Source organism: Bradyrhizobium sp. USDA 4541 (assembly GCF_024171085.1).
Taxonomy (GTDB): Bacteria; Pseudomonadota; Alphaproteobacteria; order Rhizobiales; family Xanthobacteraceae; genus Bradyrhizobium; species Bradyrhizobium australafricanum.
The window spans coordinates 6,625,018-6,641,472 of the sequence record NZ_JALJZF010000001.1 but is presented as its reverse complement, the minus strand read 5'-3'; the positions used below and the strand labels follow the sequence as shown (position 1 = coordinate 6,641,472).

Sequence of the window (16,455 nt, the reverse complement as noted above, 5' to 3'; positions counted from 1 at the left end):
TTCATGCCGCTCGGGCACTAACCCTCTCCCCTTGTGGGAGAGGGCGGCGAAATCGAGCGGAGCGAGATGAAGCCGGGTGAGGGGTCTCTCTCCGCGTGCTCATCCGTGGAGAGAACCCCTCATCCGGCGCGCTCGCGCGCGCCACCTTCTCCCACAAGGGGAGCAGGGAAGTCAGAGCAGGAATGACAAGCATGGCAATCAGGTTTGACGGACGCGTCGCTATCGTCACCGGCGCGGGCAATGGTCTCGGACGGGCGCATGCGCTGGGGCTCGCCAGCCGCGGCGCCAAGGTGGTGGTCAACGATTTCGGCGGCGCGCGCGACGGCACCGGTGGGTCGCTGTCGCCGGCCGAGACCGTGGTCGAGGAGATCCGGAAAGCCGGCGGCACCGCGATCGCCGACGGCGCCGACGTCTCGAACTTCGAGCAGGTCACCGCGATGGTCGAGCGCGCCACCAAGGAGTGGGGCAGCGTCGATCTGTTGTGCGCCAATGCCGGCATCCTGCGCGACAAGTCGTTCGCCAAGCTCGAGGTCGCCGACTGGGCCAAGGTGCTCGACGTGCATCTCACCGGCACCTACTACTGCTGCAAGGCGGTGTGGGCCGGCATGCGCGAGCGCAACTACGGCCGCATCGTGCTGACGACCTCGTCGTCCGGCCTGTTCGGCAATTTCGGCCAGGCCAATTACGGCGCGGCGAAGGCCGGGATGGTCGGCCTGATGAACGTGCTCGCCGAAGAGGGCCGCAAGAACAACATCAAGGTCAACACCATCTCGCCGACGGCTGCGACCCGCATGACCGAGGAACTGCTGCCGCCGCAGGCGCTGGCGCTGATGAAGCCGGAAGCGATCACGCCCGCGGTCGAATTCCTGCTCTCGGAGGACGCACCGACCCGCACCATCATGGGCGCCGGCGCCGGCTCGTTTGCCGTGATCCGCGTGCTGGAGACCGAAGGCGTCAACCTGCCGCAGTCGGAATGGACGCCGGACGGCGTCGCCGCGCACTTCAACGCGATCAGCGACATGTCGACCGCGAAGGCGCTGCAGGGCGCGTTCGAGCAGACGCAGAAGTATGTCGCCCAGGCCGCCGCGCGGGCCGGGATCAAGCTCTGAGCATGAGCGTCGCCGTCATCGGAGCCGGACCTGCCGGCCTGATGGCGGCGGAGGTGTTCGCGCAAGGTGGCGCACAGGTCACCGTCTACGACGCGATGCCGTCGGCCGGCCGCAAGTTTCTGATGGCCGGCCGTGGCGGGCTCAATCTCACCCACTCCGAGCCGCTGCCGGATTTCCTTGCGCGCTATCGCGAGGCGATGCCGCATCTGAAGGCTGCGGTCGAGGCTTTTCCGCCTGAAGCACTGCGCGTCTGGAGCGAGGCGCTGGGGCAGCCGACATTCGTCGGCAGCAGCGGCCGCGTATTCCCTGAGGCGTTCAAGGCGTCGCCCCTGCTGCGTGCCTGGCTGCGGCGGCTCGATGCCGCCGGCGTTGCGTTCGCATTCCGGCATCGCTGGATCGGATGGGACGCGCGCGGGGGATTGCTGTTCGAGACGCCGGACGGCCAGCGCACAGTCAAGGCCGATGCGACCGTGCTGGCACTCGGCGGCGCGAGCTGGCCGCGGCTCGGCTCGGACGGCACCTGGGCGGAGATCCTCGCCGCAAAGGGCGTTGCCATGGCGCCGATCAAGCCAGCCAATTCCGGCTTCACGGTTGCCTGGTCGAATATCTTCTGCGACCGGTTCGAGGGCCAGCCGCTCAAGGGCGTCGCGCTCACGATTGGTCCGCATACGGTGCGCGGCGAAGCGATCGTCACCCGCGCCGGCATCGAGGGCGGCGCCATCTATGCGCTGTCGGCGGAATTGCGCGAGGCGGTGCTCGCGAAGGGAACGGCGACACTGACGGTGGCGTTGCGGCCCGATGCCGCGCGCCACGAACTGGTCGCGCGTCTGTCGGCGCCGAAGGGCAAGCAATCCCTTTCCAATTTCCTGCGCAAGGCCGCGCAGCTCTCGCCGGTCGGCATCGGGCTGTTGCAGGAGGCGGCCGTCGCCGTCGGCCGTTCGCTGGCCGCGCTGCCGCCGGCCGAATTGGCCGAACTGATCAATGCGGTGCCGATCCGGATCACCGGCGTGGCACCGATCGCACGCGCGATCTCGAGCGCTGGCGGCATCAGGTTCGACGAACTCGACGCGCATTTCATGCTGCGGCGGCTGCCCGGCGTTTTCGCGGCCGGCGAGATGCTCGATTGGGAGGCGCCGACCGGCGGCTATCTGTTGCAGGCGTCGTTTGCAACAGGCGTCGCCGCTGGGAAGGGCGTGTTACGATGGCTCGTGCAGAAATCGTAGCTCTGTAGGATGGGTAGAGCGAAGCGAAACCCATCAACTTTTTTCCCAGCGGAAGCATGATGGGTTTCGCTGCGCTCTACCCATCCTACGGGATAGGCTCATTCCGAGCCGGTCTTCGTGGCGAGGTCGGTGATGAATCCAAGCACACCGAACGCCGCAGCCACCGCACACACCGCGGTCCAACCACCAAAGTTCCACGCCGCGGATGCCGCTGCCGCGCCCACCGCGCCGCCGATGAAGAACAGCGCCACGAACAGGCCGTTGATGCGGCCGCGCGCTTCGGGGCGCAGCAGGTTGACGGCGCGGCGGCCTAGCGTCTGGTCGGTGGTGATGCCGAGATCGAGCAGGATGGTGCCGAGGCTCAGCGCGACGAGTGCTGCAATCCGCGACTCCAGTACGCCGGCCCAAGCGCACAGCGCGAGCGATGCGGATATCAGCAGATGCGAGCCGATCAGCATCGGCCGTGCCAGGCCACGGTCGCCCCAGCGGCCGGCCAGCGGCGTCGCGACGGCGCCGGCAACGCCGATCAGTGCGAACAGTGCGATGCCCTTGGCGTCGAGCTTGAACGGCGCGTCCGGCAGGCGTAGCGCCACGGCGGCCCAGAACGCGGTGAACGAGGCCATCACCAGCGCCGCGGTCCAGGACCGGACGCGCAGCACCGGCTCCTCGCGCAGCAGTGTCGGGAACGAACGCAGCAGCGCGCCGTAGCTGACCTTCGCCGCCGGCTGTAGCGTCGGCAGGGTGCGCGCCAGTGCTGCGGCGAGCACCGTCATCAGCACGGCCGAGGTGACATAGTAGCCGCGCCAGTTCCAGCTGTCCGCGATCAGGCTCGCCATCGGCCGCGACAGCAGGATGCCGATCATCAGGCCGCTCATCACATCGCCGATCGCCTGTCCCCGGCGCTCCGGCGGCACCATCGACGCAACCAGCGGCACCACCATCTGGATCGCGGCGCACGACGCGCCGAGGATGAAGGTGGCGGCCAGCAGGATCAGCGGCGTCGGCGCCATCGCGGTGCCGATCGCCGCGACGATAGCGCAGGCCAGCGTCCGCAGGATCAGCCGCTTGTTCTCGACGAGGTCGACCAGCGGCACCAGCAGCAGCAGCCCGAGCGCGTAGCCCAGCAGGGTCAACGTCGAGATCAGGCCGGCCTCTAGCGTGGTCATGCCGAGCGAGCGGCCCATCAGACCGACGAGGATCTGCGGCGCAAAGAGATTGGTGACGACGGTGCCGGTCGTGATGGCGCCGATCCAGATCAGCGGACGCACGGCGACGGTGCGCGCCGGGGAGAGTTTGGTAGCTTCGGAGATGGTCATGGGACCTCGCGATGGAGTGGCGAGGCCCCCTTTAGGGGATCGGGATAATATGCTACAATTCAAATAAGATGATGAAGAATATGCGAGATTATTATGAACACCCATGACCTCGTGGCGTTCGTCGCCGTGGTCGAGACCGGATCGATCGTCGCGGCCTCGGCGCGGCTGAACCTGACCCAGCCCGGCGTGACGCGGCGGATCCAGAATCTCGAGGAGATGCTCGGCGCGCAGCTGCTCGACCGGCTATCGAAGCCGCTGAAGCCGACGGCGGCGGGAATCGAAGCCTATGAGCAGGGCCGCCGGCTGCTGCGCATGCTCGACGACCTCAAGTCAGGCGTCGCCAATGACGGCGTGGTGCGCGGCGAGTTCAGGCTCGGCCTGACACCGTTTTTGTCGGAGGCCGGGCTGACCGGACCGCTCGATGCGGTGCGCGGCGAATTTCCGGCGCTGGCGGTGCGCGTCGTCTCCGGCTGGTCGCCCAACCACATGGAGCGGGTCAGCCGCAACGAGCTCGATGCCGCTGCAATCTGTTTGCCTGACGGCACCGCGCCGCCCGACGATCTCGTGGCCGACGATCTCGGCGCGCAGCCGGTGGTGTTCGTCGTCGCGCGCGACACGAAGACGCCGAAGTCGGTCGATCTCGAATGGCTGTCGCGGACCGGATGGGTGATCAACCAGGACGGCTGCGGCTTTCGCCAGACGCTGAAGCGTCAATTCGATGCGGCGCATCTGCCGTTCAACATCGCGGTCGAGGCGCTCGACAGCGAGCTGCGGCTGTCGCTGGTGGCGCGCGGGCTCGGCATCGGCCTCGTGACGCCGGTGGCGCTGAAACGAAGCCCGATCCGTAGCCGGCTCAAGGCCGTGAAGATCGCGGATTTCAATCCCGCAGTCCGCGCCTGGATCGTGCATCGCCCGCCGGCCGGCCGCCTGGCGCGGCCGATCGAGGTGTTTCGCGCGGCGCTGGACCGCGAGCTGCAGGCGCTGATGCGGGAATAAATGCGGAGTTCGTAGGATGGGTAGAGCGAAGCGAAACCCATCAACTTCGATCCGCAGTGACATGATGGGTTTCGCTACGCTCTAGCCATCCTACAAGGTCTGTGTATGCGGCTACCGCAGCTTGCCCCGCGCCGTCACCGGCAGCGCACCGATGATCTCGTCACCGCGCACCATCACGACCTCGTCCATCATGTTGACGACGACGCAGACGTGATTGGGCACGATCCGCACCACGTCGCCGACATTGGGACGGGTGTTGCTGCGGGAGAGATCGAGGAAGCCGTGCTCCTCGGCGAAGCGCGCGATCCTGGCCTCGGGATGTTCGAGGATCAGGCCGTGGCCTTCGAGGCCGCCGGTGTCCGAGGTCAGCGTCTTGGAGCCGGCATCGAGGATGCCGCGCTCGGGGCCGGCGCGGCTGACGACGGTGGAATAGATGTGCAGCGCGCAATCGTCCCAGGTCGCGACGCCGGCCGCGACCTGCATGCGGTCGTTGTAGATGTAGGTACCGAAGCGATGCTCGGTGCCGCCCTTCAGCTTGCCGAGATTCTTCAGGTTCGGCGTGCCGCCGGTGGAGACGATGGTCGCGTCGAGGCCATGGGCGCGCACGCCGGCTAGCGCCTCGTCATAGAATTTCTGCGCATCGGCCCAGCCGGTCTCGGTCGGATACAGCATGAAGCCCGCGAAGCTGAGGCCCTTGGAGGCTGCGATCTCGCGCGCCAGCGCGATCGCCTCGGCCGGGGTCTCGACGCCGGCGCGCTTGCGGCCGGTGTCGCATTCGACCACGACCGAGAGCGGGCGGCCGGAGGCGGCGGCGGCCTTCGGCAGGTCGCCGACGACGACGGAATTGTCGGCTGCGACGGTGACGTTGGCCTTTGCTTGCAGCGCGCCGAGCCGCGCCATCTTCTCGTCGCCGAGCAGATTGTAGCTGATCAGGATGTTGTCGATGCCGGCGTCCGCCATGATCTCGGCCTCGCCGAGCTTCTGGCAGGTGATGCCTTTGGCGCCGGCCTTGATCTGCAGCTGCGCCAGCATCGGGTTCTTGTGCGTCTTGATGTGCGGACGGTTGGCGACGCCGGCCTCGTCGCAGGCCTTCTGGATGCGCGCGATGTTGCGCTCCACCCGGTCCATGTCGATCACGGCGCAGGGCGTGCCGTATTCCTTGGCGATCTTGGCGGCGAGGGGCGTCGTCATCGGGGTGGCTCCATTGCAGAGTTTCCGTCATTGCGAGTGGAGCGAAGCAATCCATCTGTCCGCGTTTGCAGATGCATGGATTGCTTCGTCGCTCCGCTCCTCGCAATGACGGCAAGAATCATTGTGTTCATGCCTGCTCGATCTCTTCGCGCAGCACCTCTAACTCGAGCCAGCGGTCCTCGGCGGCAGCGAGCTCTTGCTGCGCCTTTGCGATCGCGGCCGAGGCGGCGTCGAATGTCTTGCGATCCTTCGTATAGAGATCGGGATCGTCGAGCAGCTTCTGCTGCTTGGCGATCTCGTTGTGCAGCTTGTCGATGGTCTTCGGCAAGGTTTCCAGCGCGTGTTTCTCGTTGAAGCTCAGCCGGCGCCGCGGTGCTGCCTCGGGCGCCGCGGCCCTGGCTTCCTTCTTCTCTTCGGTCGCGGTATCCGCCTTCACCGTCTCGCGCTTCACGTCGGCGCCGCGCTGCGTCAGCATGTCGGAATAGCCGCCGGCATATTCGATCCAGCGGCCCTGGCCCTCGGGCACGATCACCGAGGTCACGACGCGGTCGAGGAAGTCGCGGTCGTGGCTGATCAGGATCACCGTGCCTTCGTAATCGCCGAGCATGTCCTCGAGCACGTCGAGGGTTTCGAGATCGAGGTCGTTGGTCGGCTCGTCCAGGATCAAAAGGTTCGACGGCTTGGCCAGCGCGCGCGCCAGCATCAGGCGGCCGCGCTCGCCGCCGGAGAGCGCTTCCAGCGGCGTGCCGCGCTGCTCCTGCGCGAACAGGAAGTCCTTCATGTAGCCGATGACGTGCTTCGACTTGTCGCCGACCATGACGTGATCGCCGCGGCCGCCGGTGAGCGCCTCGGCCAGCGTCAGCTTCGGGTCGAGGCTCTCGCGGTGCTGGTCGAGGGTTGCCATCTCGATATTGGCCCCGAGTCGCACCGAACCGGACTCGGGCGGATCGTTGCCGATCAACAAATGCACCAATGTGGTCTTGCCGGCGCCGTTCGGGCCGACGATACCGAGCCGGTCGCCGCGCTGGATCCGAGTCGAGAAGCCGTCGACGATCCTGCGCTCGCCGAACGCTTTCGCGATGTTCTTGGCTTCGATCACCAGGCGGCCGGACTTTTCGGCTTCGGCGGCGGCGAGCGTTGCATTGCCGGTGGCGCCGCGATAGTTGCGGCGCTGGTCTCGCAGCGCAAAGAGATTGCCGAGCCGCTTGACGTTGCGCTTGCGGCGGCCGGAGACGCCGTAGCGCAGCCAGTGCTCCTCGTTGACGATCTTGCGGTCGAGCTTGTGGTGCTCGCGCTCTTCCTCGGCCAGCACCTCGTCGCGCCACGCCTCGAAGGCGCCGAAGCCGCGCTCGATCTGCCGGATCTGGCCGCGGTCGAGCCAGGCCGTGGTGCGCGACAAATTGGTGAGGAAGCGGCGGTCATGGCTGATCAGCACCAGCGCGCAGCGCCGGCTATCCAGTTCGCCCTCGAGCCATTCGATGGTCGGCAGGTCGAGATGGTTGGTCGGCTCGTCAAGCAGCAGGATATCGGGCGAGGGCGCCAGCACCCGGGCCAGCGCCGCACGGCGCGCCTCACCGCCGGAGACATGCGCCGGATCTTCCTCGCCGCTGAGGCCGAGCTGTTCGAGCAGATAGCGCGCCTGGTAGTGGTCGTCGCCGGGGCCGAGGCCGGCCTCGACATAGGCGAGCGTCGTCTTGTGGTCGCCGAAGTCCGGCTCTTGCGGCAGATAGCGGATGGTGGCGCCCGGCTGCACGAAACGGCTGCCCGCGTCCGGCTCGACCAGGCCGGCGGCGATGCGCAGCAGCGTCGACTTGCCGGAGCCGTTGCGGCCGATCAGGCAGACGCGCTCGCCCGCGGAGACCGACAGCTCGACGCCGGTGAGCAGCGGCGTGCCGCCGAAGGTCAGGCTGATGTCCTTGAGCTGGATGAGAGGGGGAGGAGCCATCGCGCTAACCCTGCTGGCTCGCCTGCGCCTGCTCGGCGCGGCGGCGCTGGATACGGCGGATGGTCTGGTCGAGCGTCGACAGGAAGGTCGAGCGGTCGCGCGGCGAATATGATTTCGGCCCGCCGGTGATCTCGCCCGACGAGCGCAGATCGGTCATCAGGTTGCGCACCGCGAGCGTCATGCCGATTGACTGCTCCGTGAACGGCTTGCCGTTCGGCGCGATCACGTCGGCGCCGGCCTTGACGCAGCGGCTCGCCAGCGGGATGTCCGCCGTGATCACGATGTCGCTCTCACGCGCGCGTTCCGCGATCCAGTCGTCGGCCGCATCCATGCCGGAACCGGCAGCGATGCGCTCGATCAGCGGATCCTGCGGCACGCGGATGAAATTGCCCGCGACCACGCTGACGGGCACGCCGTGCCGGATCGCGACGCGATAGATCTCGTCCTTCACCGGGCAGGCGTCGGCGTCGACATAGATGCGGGTGGGAGCAGGGGTTTCAGTCATCGATTCCAGGGTTGGCAGGCGCGGCCTGCGTGTACTCCATCGGGCGGAAAATAGCGAGCAAAACGAGAGGCTTGTCACGCTGCCCGGTTCGACTACGATTGCCTGAGAAAAACAACGGAAATAAGGGGAAACCCCATGGATTCGAAGACGGCTTCGCTGACCTACTGCGTCTCGGCGTACAACACCTCGAAACTGTCGGAGAACAAGATCCACGACGACACGGTGGCGCGAAAGTTCGGCTTTTCCGGCGGGCTGGTGCCCGGCGTCGACGTGATGGCCTACATGATGCACCTGCCGGTCGAGAAATGGGGCCGCGACTTCCTCGCGCGCGGCCTGATCGAGGCGCGCTTCGTCAAGCCGGTCTATGACGGCGAGATCGCGGAATTGACCGGACAGGAGACCGGCAATGGGCTGACGATCGAGCTCCACAGCCGCGGCGAGCTCTGCGCCACCGGCACCGCGTCGCTGCCGGCCTCCGCGCCGAAATTCGTGCTCGATGACTACAAGCAGGTCGCCGCGGTCTCCGAGCGCAAGCCGGTCAGCGCCTCGTCCTATGAAGAGGGCAAGTGGCTCGGCACCATCCCGCGCGACTGGTCGGGCGATGCCGCGAAGGAGTATCTCGCCGATATCAGGGAGACCGACCCGATCTACCTGCGCGAAGGTCTCGGCCATCCCGGCCTGCTGCCGCGGGTGATGAACAAGGTCCTGGTCGACAATGCGATCCTCGGGCCCTGGATCCATGTCGGCACCCGCATGCAGTTGCTGTCGGCGGGCAAGATCGGCGACGAGCTGACCGCGCGCGCCAAGGTGACGGGCAATTACGACAAGAAGGGCCACCGCTTCGTCGAGCTCGACGCGCTGGTGCTCGGCAATGGCACCCCGCTCGCGCATTGCTGGCATATCGCGATCACCCAGCCGCGCGAGCAGGCCGCGGCGTAACTTTCCACCTCTCCCCGTTCTTCACGGGGAGAGGTCGGATCGCATCGCAGATGCGATCCGGGTGAGGGGCAAGGCACAATTCCAGTTACAACGACCTTGCTCGCCGGATGGAGTCCCTCACCCCAGCCCTCTCCCCGCAAGAGCGGGGCGAGGGAGCAGGAGAGCCCTTATGCCGCGCTCGCCTTGGCGTCCTGGATCGCGCGCCAGACGCGTTCGGGCGTCAGCGGCATGTTGATGTGCTTGATGCCGTACTCCGACAGCGCGTCGACCACGGCGTTGACGATGCAGACGAGGCTGCCGGCGCAGCCGGCCTCGCCGCAGCCCTTGGTGCCGAGCGGGTTGGATTTCGCCGGCGAGGGATGATCGCCGACCAGCATCGACGGCACGTCGCCGGCGCGCGGCAGCGCGTAGTCCATGAACGAGCCGGTGATCGGCTGGCCTGATGCGTCGTAGCTGACTTCCTCCATCAGCGCCTGGCCGATGCCCTGCGCGACGCCGCCGTGCAGCTGGCCCGCGACGATCATCGGATTGACCACGACGCCGAAATCGTTGACCGCCGAGTAGCGCACGATCCGCGTCACGCCGGTGTCGGGATCGATCTCGACCTCGGCGACGTGGCAGCCGTTCGGGAACGTCGACGCCGTCTCCTTGGTGGCGTGATCGACGTCGAGCGTGTCCGGCGTGCCTTCCGGCATCTTGCCGGCGCGCATCCGCTCGGCGAGCTCCATGATGCCGATCGAGCGGTCGGTGCCGGCGATGGTGAAGCGGCCGGCGCCGAATTCGATGTCGGCCTCGGAGGCCTCCAGCATGTGCGCGGCCGCCTTCTTGCCCTTCTCGACGACGAGCGCCGAGGCCTCGACGATCGCTTGCCCCGTTGCGGTGATCGAGCGCGAGCCGCCGGTGCCGTTGCCGAAGCGCACCAGATCGCTGTCACCCTGTTCGAGGGTGATCTTCTCGAAGGGCACCCCGAGCTGGTCGGACAGTACCTGCGCGAACGGCGTGGCGTGGCCCTGGCCGTAATCCAGCGTGCCGGTGGTGAGCTTCACCGAGCCATCGGGCTCGAAGCTGATCTTGCCGAGCTCGCCGCTCGGCGGCGCGGTGACCTCGAGATAGGAGCCGACGGCGATGCCGCGCAGCTTGCCGCTCTTCTTGCTTTCCTTCTTGCGCTTGGCGAAGTTGTCGTAGTCGGAGATCTCCAGCGCCTTCTGGAACACGCCGGCGAAATCGCCGCTGTCGTAGGTGACGCCGGACGCCGCCGGGAACGGCAGCTGCGACGGCTTGATGAAGTTGCGCTTGCGCAGCGTGAAGCGGTTGATGCCCATCTCGTCGGCGGCCGCATCGATCAGCCGCTCCATGTAGTAATTGGCCTCGGGCCGGCCGGCGCCGCGATAGGCGCCCATCAGCGTGGTGTTGGTCAGGACCGTCTTGATGTCGACGCCGAGCAGCGGCGTGCGATAGACGCTGGCGAGGTTCTTGCCGGTGTTGAGCGACAGCGGGCCCGGCGCGACGCCGGTGATGTAGGCGCCGAGATTGCCGTAGCCGGACAGCCGCACCGCGAGGAACTTGCCGTCGGCATCGAGCGCGAGCTCGGCGTGGATCAGCTGCGCACGGCCCTGGCTGTCGGAGAGGAAGCTGGTCGAGCGCTCATCCAGCCACTTCACCGGGCGGCCGAGCTCACGCGCCGCATGCGCGATGCAGGTGTATTCGGGATAGTTGAGATTCTTCATCCCGAACGAGCCGCCGACATTGCCGGTGAGGATGCGGACCTTGTCGGCGGGCACGTTGAGCAGGCGCGCCAGGATCGCCTTGTTGCCGGAGACGCCCTGGGTCGGCACCTGCAGCGTAAAGCGTTCGGTTTTCTTGTCGTAATGCGCGAGGGCGACGCGCGGCTCCATCGAGACCACGGCGACGCGGGTGTTGACGATCTCGAGCTTGGTGACGTGCGCCGCGCCGGCGAACGCCGCCTCGATCTTGGCGGTGTCGCCATAGTGATAGTCGAGCGCGACGTTATCGGGGATGTCGTCGTAGAGCTGCGGCGCGCCGGGCCTGGCGGCTTCAGCTGCGTCGGTCACCGCGGGCAGCGGCTCGATATCGACCTCGACGGCCTCGGCGGCATCGCGCGCCTGCGCCGCGGTCTCCGCCACCACGAAGGCGACGGGATCGCCGACGAAGCGCACCTTGTCGGTCACCAGCGCGGGACGGTTGGTCTGCTTGAGCGGGGAGCCGTCACGGTTCTTCAGCGGCAGGCCGCAGGTGAAGGGGTTGTAGCCGGCGGCCGCAAGGTCGGCGCCGGTCCAGACCCCGAGCACGCCCGGCATCGCCTTGGCGGCCGCCGTCTCGATGCCCTTGATGATTCCATGGGCATGCGAGGAGCGAACCATCCAGCAATAGGCCTGGCCGGGCAGCGAGAAATCGTCGGTGTATTTGCCCTTGCCGCGCACCAGGGTGTCGTCCTCCTTTCGTCGAACAGGCTGTCCGACACCGTATTTTTGCAGTGCGATAGCGTTTTCGAGGGAGGCAGGCGGCGTGTGATCTTGCATCGAAAATGACCTGAAATGCCCGGATTTGCTGGAGTTTGGGGGCGCTGAGGAGTTAACGCACACCCCCCTTAACGACAACGCCCGATTGGGCATGGACCCAATGTGAACGGAGTTTGCGTAGGGCTTTGACGCTGCTAAAGTTTCCGTGAACGATAATTATTCGGCGGGCCTAAAGGATCCTACGGATCCCCTGGGGTCCCGTGGAAAGACAGTTTTGATGAACGACCATGTGCGGCTTTGCGACGGCCCTCCGGCCAGCGAAGCCCCGCCAGGGTTGGTTGCGGCAGCGGCGGAAAGTGGCGTCTACGCCGCGCTTGACCTTGGCACCAACAATTGCCGGCTGTTGATCGCCTGTCCCACCGGCGACGGGTTCCGCGTGGTCGATTCATTCTCGCGGATCATCAGGCTCGGCGAGGGCATCGCCGCCACGGGCTCGATCAGCGAGGCCGCGATTGAGCGGGCGATTGCCGCACTGGCCATCTGCAGCGACAAGATTCGCTATCGCAAGGCGCGCCGGCTCCGCCTGATCGCCACCGAGGCCTGCCGCGCCGCCGGCAATGCCGAGAGCTTCCGCGCGCGGGTGGCGGCCGAGACCGGCATCAAGCTCGAGGTGATCGATCGTGAGACCGAGGCGACGCTCGCGGTGATCGGCTGCTCGCCGCTGCTCGATCCGAAGGGGCGGGGCGCCATCCTGTTCGATATCGGCGGCGGCTCGACCGAGCTGGTGCGGATCGAGCGCGACCCCAACGCGCCCGACGTAGCGCCACGCATCAAGGCGTGGATGTCGATCCCGCTCGGCGTCGTCACGCTGGCCGAACATTTCGGCGGCAAGAACGTCACCAGGGATCTGTATGCGCGAATGATCGATGAGGTCGCGCGGCACGTCGCGCCGTTCGCGGCCGAGCACGGCAAGGATCTGCGCGACATGCACATGCTCGGCACCTCAGGCACCGTGACCACGCTCGCCGGCGTGTTCCTCAATCTGTCGCGCTACGACCGCCGCCGCATCGACGGCATCTGGATGAACGATTGCGACGTCACCGCGACGATCCAGAAGCTGCTCGGCATGAGCTATGAGGCGCGCGTCAACAACAACTGCATCAGCGTCGAGCGCGCCGATCTGGTGCTCGCCGGCTGCGCGATCCTCGATGCGATCCGCAACGCGTTCCCGATGCCGCGGCTCCGCGTTGCCGATCGCGGCCTGCGCGAAGGCATGCTGGTCGAGATGATGCGCGAGGACGGCGCGCTGCGGGCGTGCTAAAGCTTCCCTTGCCTCGCCCCGCTTGCGGGGAGAGGCCGGATTGCATGTTAATGCAATCCGGGTGAGGGGAACTCTCCACGAGCGCATCTCTCATCTTCATTGCGGAAACATTCCCTCACCCAAACCCTCTCCCCGCAAGAGCGGGGCGAGGGAGTAGAGAAGCAGTATGGCGAAAGACACCACCGGGCGGCTGCACGTCACGGTCAAGAGCGGCGGCAAGCGCAAGCTTTCGTCAAAACTCTGGCTCGAGCGCCAGCTCAACGATCCCTATGTCGCCAAGGCCAAGGCGATGGGCTACCGCTCCCGCGCAGCTTTCAAGCTGCTCGAGATCGACGACAAATACCGTCTGCTCAAGCCGGGCATGACCGTGGTCGACCTCGGCGCGGCGCCCGGCGGCTGGAGCCAGATTGCGGCCAAGCGGACCGGTGCTGTCGACGGCAAGGGCAAGGTGGTCGCGATCGATCTGCTGGAGATGGGCGAGATTCCCGGCGTCACCTTCGCGCAGCTCGACTTCCTCGACCACGACGCGCCGGAAAAACTGATCGCGATGATGGGCGGCCGCGCTGACATTGTGATGTCCGACATGGCCGCCAACACCACCGGCCATCGCAAGACCGATCAGCTCCGCATCATCGGCCTGGTCGAGACCGCCGCGCATTTCGCCGGCGAAGTGCTCAATCCCGGCGGCACGTTCCTGGCAAAGGTGTTCCAGAGCGGCGCCGACGCCGAGCTGGTGGCGCAGCTGAAGCGCGATTTCGCCACCGTCCGCCACGTCAAGCCGTCCGCCAGCCGGCAGGATTCGTCGGAGCGCTATGTGCTGGCGACGGGATTTCGCGGGCAGCAACAGCCGTCATCGCGCGGGACGTAGCGACGACGCGTTCGCCGAAGCCTCCGCGAAGGCAATCCAGATCCCTCATAGGGCCCGGCCGGAGCGCTGCCCGGTACGCGAGCGCGTCGCGAGCTGACCTGAATCCATTGGAACTCTTCCCGTTACGGCGTATTCTATCTTCCCGGCGCGGTCAGTTCGTTGCGTATTTCGGCCTGGCGCCACGGCAGGTTTGTGCAGCGAGCCGCGCCTCCGTCTTGCGGAGCTCTTCCGTGATGGAACGCAGGTCGAGCATAGGTAATCGCCTTCTGGCGGCCTTGCCGCCCGCCGACCTTGATTTGCTTGCGCCTCATCTCCGCAAGATATCGCTCGAACGCGACGCCGTGCTGGTGCGGTCGGGCGACCTCGTCGAACAGATCTATTTTCCCTGCACGGCATTGATCGCGTTCGTTATGGACATGCCGAACGGACAGGCCGTTGCGACGACAATGATCGGCAATGAGGGCGCCGCCGGCATCCTGTCGACACTCAGGTCGATACGCTCGCCGATGACCGCGGTGGTTCGCGTCGCGGGCACGACGTGGCAGATTTCGCCGGCACGATTTCACGCCGCGCTCGCGCACAGTCACGCACTTGGCAGCGCGGTGCAGCTCCATATGCGGTCGCTGCTGGTTCAGTTCCAGCATATCGCGGCGTGCAATGCGCTCCATTCCGTGGAGGCCCGCCTGGCCCGGTGGTTGTTGCAGGTTCACGATCAGATCGGCGACGACACGCTGCCGCTGACGCAGGAGACGCTGTCGGAATTGCTGGGCGTGCGACGAACGACCGTGACCCACGTCGTGCACAAGCTTCGCGCCTCGGGCGCAATCCGCTCCAACCGGCGGAGCTCGATCGAGGTCGACAGGCCGCGGCTCGAAACCGCGGCCTGTGAATGCTACGAGATCATGCGCGGCAGGATCGACCGCATCATATCTGCGGAAGGGATGAGGTCGTCCGGTCACGGCGCGCCGCCACATGGACCTCGGCGTTCGCACGCCGGACCGTGGACCAATGGCGACAAGGTTCATGCACATACGCGCGGCGCGGGTGCTGAGCGATCACGAAGCCATTGAATAAGGATTGAATAAGGATTGAATAAGGATTACGCAAGCGCGGATGTCAGGACGCCTTGCGCAATTCGTGCTCGGGTTCGTGCACCCACGCGTCCCTGGCGAACCATTCGTGATTGGTCCGACAGCTCGTGCAATAGCTGCGCGAAAAGAACACGGTGCTGCACCGGAACGTCTCACGGTCGGATTTCATGCCGGTATTGATCGCACGTCCCGTCCGCGGGCATTTGATCATGATGACGCCCACCTTGGTCCTCCTCCAATGTCAGGAATTGCTGGTCCCGCGCACCGTCGGCTGGACCGTGCCTCTTCTGACGGAGACGCTTGGTCCAGCCGGCCTGGGAGCGGGGGGGGGGGGGGGGGGCGGCTCCTCAGGAAGGTGTTTTCAAGGCCTTGGCAAAGCTCTTCTTGATCGGCTCGGAGGTCTCGGTCGCGACTTTCTTCGCGATCTCCCAGAGCTCCCTGTTCTGCGCGGTCGTCGCTTCGAAATTTTTGCGGCCGTGATCGGCCGAAAGCTGGATGACTTCCGACAGCGACCTGGTGCCGGCGAGTTCGGATATGAAAGCGAGGGCCGAACTGGCGTTGGAATGCGAGATCTCGATCACCTTGGCTGCGTAATCCGCAGCGCCCTTGGCGTTGACCGCATATGCCTCCTTGAGCAAGACGGAGATTTCCTCCGAGGCTTCCTTGACCTTCTCGAACTGTTCCCGGGCGCGTGTCGCATTTTGTTCGGCGATGCCCTGAAAGGCCTGGGGCAGCGCGAACAGGGGCACGCTGAAGCCGCCGGCTTTCGGATTGTCGCTCACTTCATTCGTCTGGACGTCACTCACTGGCTCTGATCCTTTCAAGGGAAACAAAATCAAGGAAAATCCGCGCCTCGCGGTGCACGGACGCTGGGGAAGCGCAGCTGGAGTGCTCCCTTCCATTTGGTTTTTTTGCTGATGCCGGGTCACCGCGTGCCCGCTTGAGCAGGACTATGCAGGATCGGAGGTGCAGCTTCCGTTCGCTTTCTGACTCTCGCGGAGATTTTTTTCCGGAACGAAGCGGCCGTCGTATCGTGGCATCGTGGGGAGTTAAGCCACCGATCGCGGCGGTGGCGCAGCCGGCGCAGCTGGACATTCCGACCGCTTGCCTTAGGAGGGTGGGTAGTCGGGTGTCATCCCGATCTGAAGGCGCGCAGCACGACATTTAGGCGCGACTGCTTGGAACCTCGGTGCGTAGCTGGAGTCGACTCTTTTGCTCCCGGCCAATGCCCCCCAAGCCCACCGGGAGAAAACCCCCACGGGTTGGCGGCCTTGGTGCAGCGTCAGTTTCGCGCACTGGGGCCGTTTCTTGCAGGACTGGAAAATCGGGCGACGCAAGCGCATATTTCCCAGATGGCGACCATTGTTCACTGCAATTGCGGCGCCGAGTACAGACGCACCGAAGAGAAGTTCTTGGTGCCGCATACGGGTGATGCGATCTGCACGGTCTGCGGAGCTGCGCTGGAATCGTG

General features: G+C 66.0%; 13 protein-coding genes. 7 read left to right on the top strand and 6 right to left on the bottom strand.

Annotated features, from left to right (window positions below; genetic code table 11):
• Window positions 1-191: 191 nt before the first annotated feature.
• Window positions 192-1,109, top strand: coding sequence for an SDR family NAD(P)-dependent oxidoreductase (locus tag J2R80_RS31725; protein ID WP_253639936.1), 918 nt, complete (start codon window positions 192-194; stop codon window positions 1,107-1,109).
• A gap of 2 nt (window positions 1,110-1,111) precedes the next feature.
• Window positions 1,112-2,332 carry a TIGR03862 family flavoprotein gene (locus J2R80_RS31720; RefSeq protein ID WP_076826585.1) on the top strand — a complete coding sequence of 407 codons (1,221 nt, stop codon included), beginning with the start codon at window positions 1,112-1,114 and terminating at the stop codon, window positions 2,330-2,332.
• 98 nt (window positions 2,333-2,430) lie between these two features.
• On the opposite strand, the gene J2R80_RS31715 is transcribed toward J2R80_RS31720, so the two are convergent.
• A complete protein-coding gene (locus J2R80_RS31715) occupies window positions 2,431-3,648 on the bottom strand; it encodes an MFS transporter (protein ID WP_076826587.1) in 1,218 nt (405 codons plus the stop codon).
• A gap of 93 nt (window positions 3,649-3,741) precedes the next feature.
• On the opposite strand from J2R80_RS31715, the gene J2R80_RS31710 reads away from it, so the two are divergent.
• Window positions 3,742-4,644 (top strand): LysR family transcriptional regulator, encoded by a 903-nt coding sequence (locus tag J2R80_RS31710; protein WP_076826589.1) that lies wholly within the window; start codon window positions 3,742-3,744, stop codon window positions 4,642-4,644.
• Between the two features lie 111 nt (window positions 4,645-4,755).
• Here J2R80_RS31710 and J2R80_RS31705 read toward each other — a convergent pair whose 3' ends face one another.
• The 3 genes from J2R80_RS31705 to J2R80_RS31695 all read right to left on the bottom strand — a co-directional run bounded on the left by J2R80_RS31705 (window position 4,756) and on the right by J2R80_RS31695 (window position 8,285).
• Window positions 4,756-5,835, bottom strand: coding sequence for a D-TA family PLP-dependent enzyme (locus J2R80_RS31705; RefSeq protein ID WP_076826591.1), 1,080 nt, complete (start codon window positions 5,833-5,835; stop codon window positions 4,756-4,758).
• Between the two features lie 127 nt (window positions 5,836-5,962).
• Window positions 5,963-7,780 (bottom strand): ABC-F family ATP-binding cassette domain-containing protein, encoded by a 1,818-nt coding sequence (locus tag J2R80_RS31700; protein ID WP_253639935.1) that lies wholly within the window; start codon window positions 7,778-7,780, stop codon window positions 5,963-5,965.
• Between the two features lie 4 nt (window positions 7,781-7,784).
• Window positions 7,785-8,285 (bottom strand): YaiI/YqxD family protein, encoded by a 501-nt coding sequence (locus tag J2R80_RS31695; RefSeq protein WP_076826595.1) that lies wholly within the window; start codon window positions 8,283-8,285, stop codon window positions 7,785-7,787.
• Window positions 8,286-8,420: 135 nt separating this feature from the next.
• On the opposite strand from J2R80_RS31695, the gene J2R80_RS31690 reads away from it, so the two are divergent.
• On the top strand, window positions 8,421-9,224 hold the full coding sequence (locus J2R80_RS31690) for a hypothetical protein (RefSeq protein ID WP_076826597.1): 804 nt from the start codon (window positions 8,421-8,423) through the stop codon (window positions 9,222-9,224).
• Window positions 9,225-9,391: 167 nt separating this feature from the next.
• On the opposite strand, the gene J2R80_RS31685 is transcribed toward J2R80_RS31690, so the two are convergent.
• On the bottom strand, window positions 9,392-11,764 hold the full coding sequence (locus J2R80_RS31685) for a xanthine dehydrogenase family protein molybdopterin-binding subunit (RefSeq protein WP_076826598.1): 2,373 nt from the start codon (window positions 11,762-11,764) through the stop codon (window positions 9,392-9,394).
• A gap of 217 nt (window positions 11,765-11,981) precedes the next feature.
• Here J2R80_RS31685 and J2R80_RS31680 point away from each other — a divergent pair, with 217 nt between their 5' ends.
• The 3 genes from J2R80_RS31680 (at window position 11,982) to J2R80_RS31670 (ending at window position 14,963) form a co-directional block, all read left to right on the top strand.
• Entirely contained in the window at window positions 11,982-13,025 is a 1,044-nt protein-coding gene (locus J2R80_RS31680) for a Ppx/GppA phosphatase family protein (RefSeq protein WP_083714947.1), read from the top strand.
• A gap of 166 nt (window positions 13,026-13,191) precedes the next feature.
• The gene (locus J2R80_RS31675) at window positions 13,192-13,893 is read left to right on the top strand and encodes an RlmE family RNA methyltransferase (protein ID WP_076826602.1); all 702 of its coding nucleotides are present in this window, start codon (window positions 13,192-13,194) and stop codon (window positions 13,891-13,893) included.
• A 233-nt stretch (window positions 13,894-14,126) separates the two neighbouring features.
• Window positions 14,127-14,963, top strand: coding sequence for a Crp/Fnr family transcriptional regulator (locus J2R80_RS31670; RefSeq protein WP_083714948.1), 837 nt, complete (start codon window positions 14,127-14,129; stop codon window positions 14,961-14,963).
• Between the two features lie 368 nt (window positions 14,964-15,331).
• Here J2R80_RS31670 and J2R80_RS31660 read toward each other — a convergent pair whose 3' ends face one another.
• Window positions 15,332-15,913: a phasin gene (locus J2R80_RS31660; RefSeq protein WP_141339947.1), complete on the bottom strand. Its 582-nt coding sequence runs from the start codon at window positions 15,911-15,913 to the stop codon at window positions 15,332-15,334.
• Window positions 15,914-16,455: the final 542 nt, after the last annotated feature.

Excerpts from the sequence above, each read along its gene's own strand:
- J2R80_RS31720 (WP_076826585.1), top strand. The coding sequence starts at position 1,112 with ATGAGCGTCGCCGTCATCGGAGCCGGACCTGCCGGCCTGATGGCGGCG.
- J2R80_RS31675 (WP_076826602.1), top strand. The coding sequence starts at position 13,192 with ATGGCGAAAGACACCACCGGGCGGCTGCACGTCACGGTCAAGAGCGGC.
- J2R80_RS31715 (WP_076826587.1), bottom strand. The coding sequence starts at position 3,648 with ATGACCATCTCCGAAGCTACCAAACTCTCCCCGGCGCGCACCGTCGCC.
- J2R80_RS31685 (WP_076826598.1), bottom strand. The coding sequence starts at position 11,764 with ATGCAAGATCACACGCCGCCTGCCTCCCTCGAAAACGCTATCGCACTG.
- J2R80_RS31695 (WP_076826595.1), bottom strand. The coding sequence starts at position 8,285 with ATGACTGAAACCCCTGCTCCCACCCGCATCTATGTCGACGCCGACGCC.
- J2R80_RS31725 (WP_253639936.1), top strand. The coding sequence starts at position 192 with ATGGCAATCAGGTTTGACGGACGCGTCGCTATCGTCACCGGCGCGGGC.
- J2R80_RS31705 (WP_076826591.1), bottom strand. The coding sequence starts at position 5,835 with ATGACGACGCCCCTCGCCGCCAAGATCGCCAAGGAATACGGCACGCCC.
- J2R80_RS31690 (WP_076826597.1), top strand. The coding sequence starts at position 8,421 with ATGGATTCGAAGACGGCTTCGCTGACCTACTGCGTCTCGGCGTACAAC.
- J2R80_RS31700 (WP_253639935.1), bottom strand. The coding sequence starts at position 7,780 with ATGGCTCCTCCCCCTCTCATCCAGCTCAAGGACATCAGCCTGACCTTC.
- J2R80_RS31670 (WP_083714948.1), top strand. The coding sequence starts at position 14,127 with ATGGAACGCAGGTCGAGCATAGGTAATCGCCTTCTGGCGGCCTTGCCG.
- J2R80_RS31710 (WP_076826589.1), top strand. The coding sequence starts at position 3,742 with ATGAACACCCATGACCTCGTGGCGTTCGTCGCCGTGGTCGAGACCGGA.
- J2R80_RS31680 (WP_083714947.1), top strand. The coding sequence starts at position 11,982 with ATGAACGACCATGTGCGGCTTTGCGACGGCCCTCCGGCCAGCGAAGCC.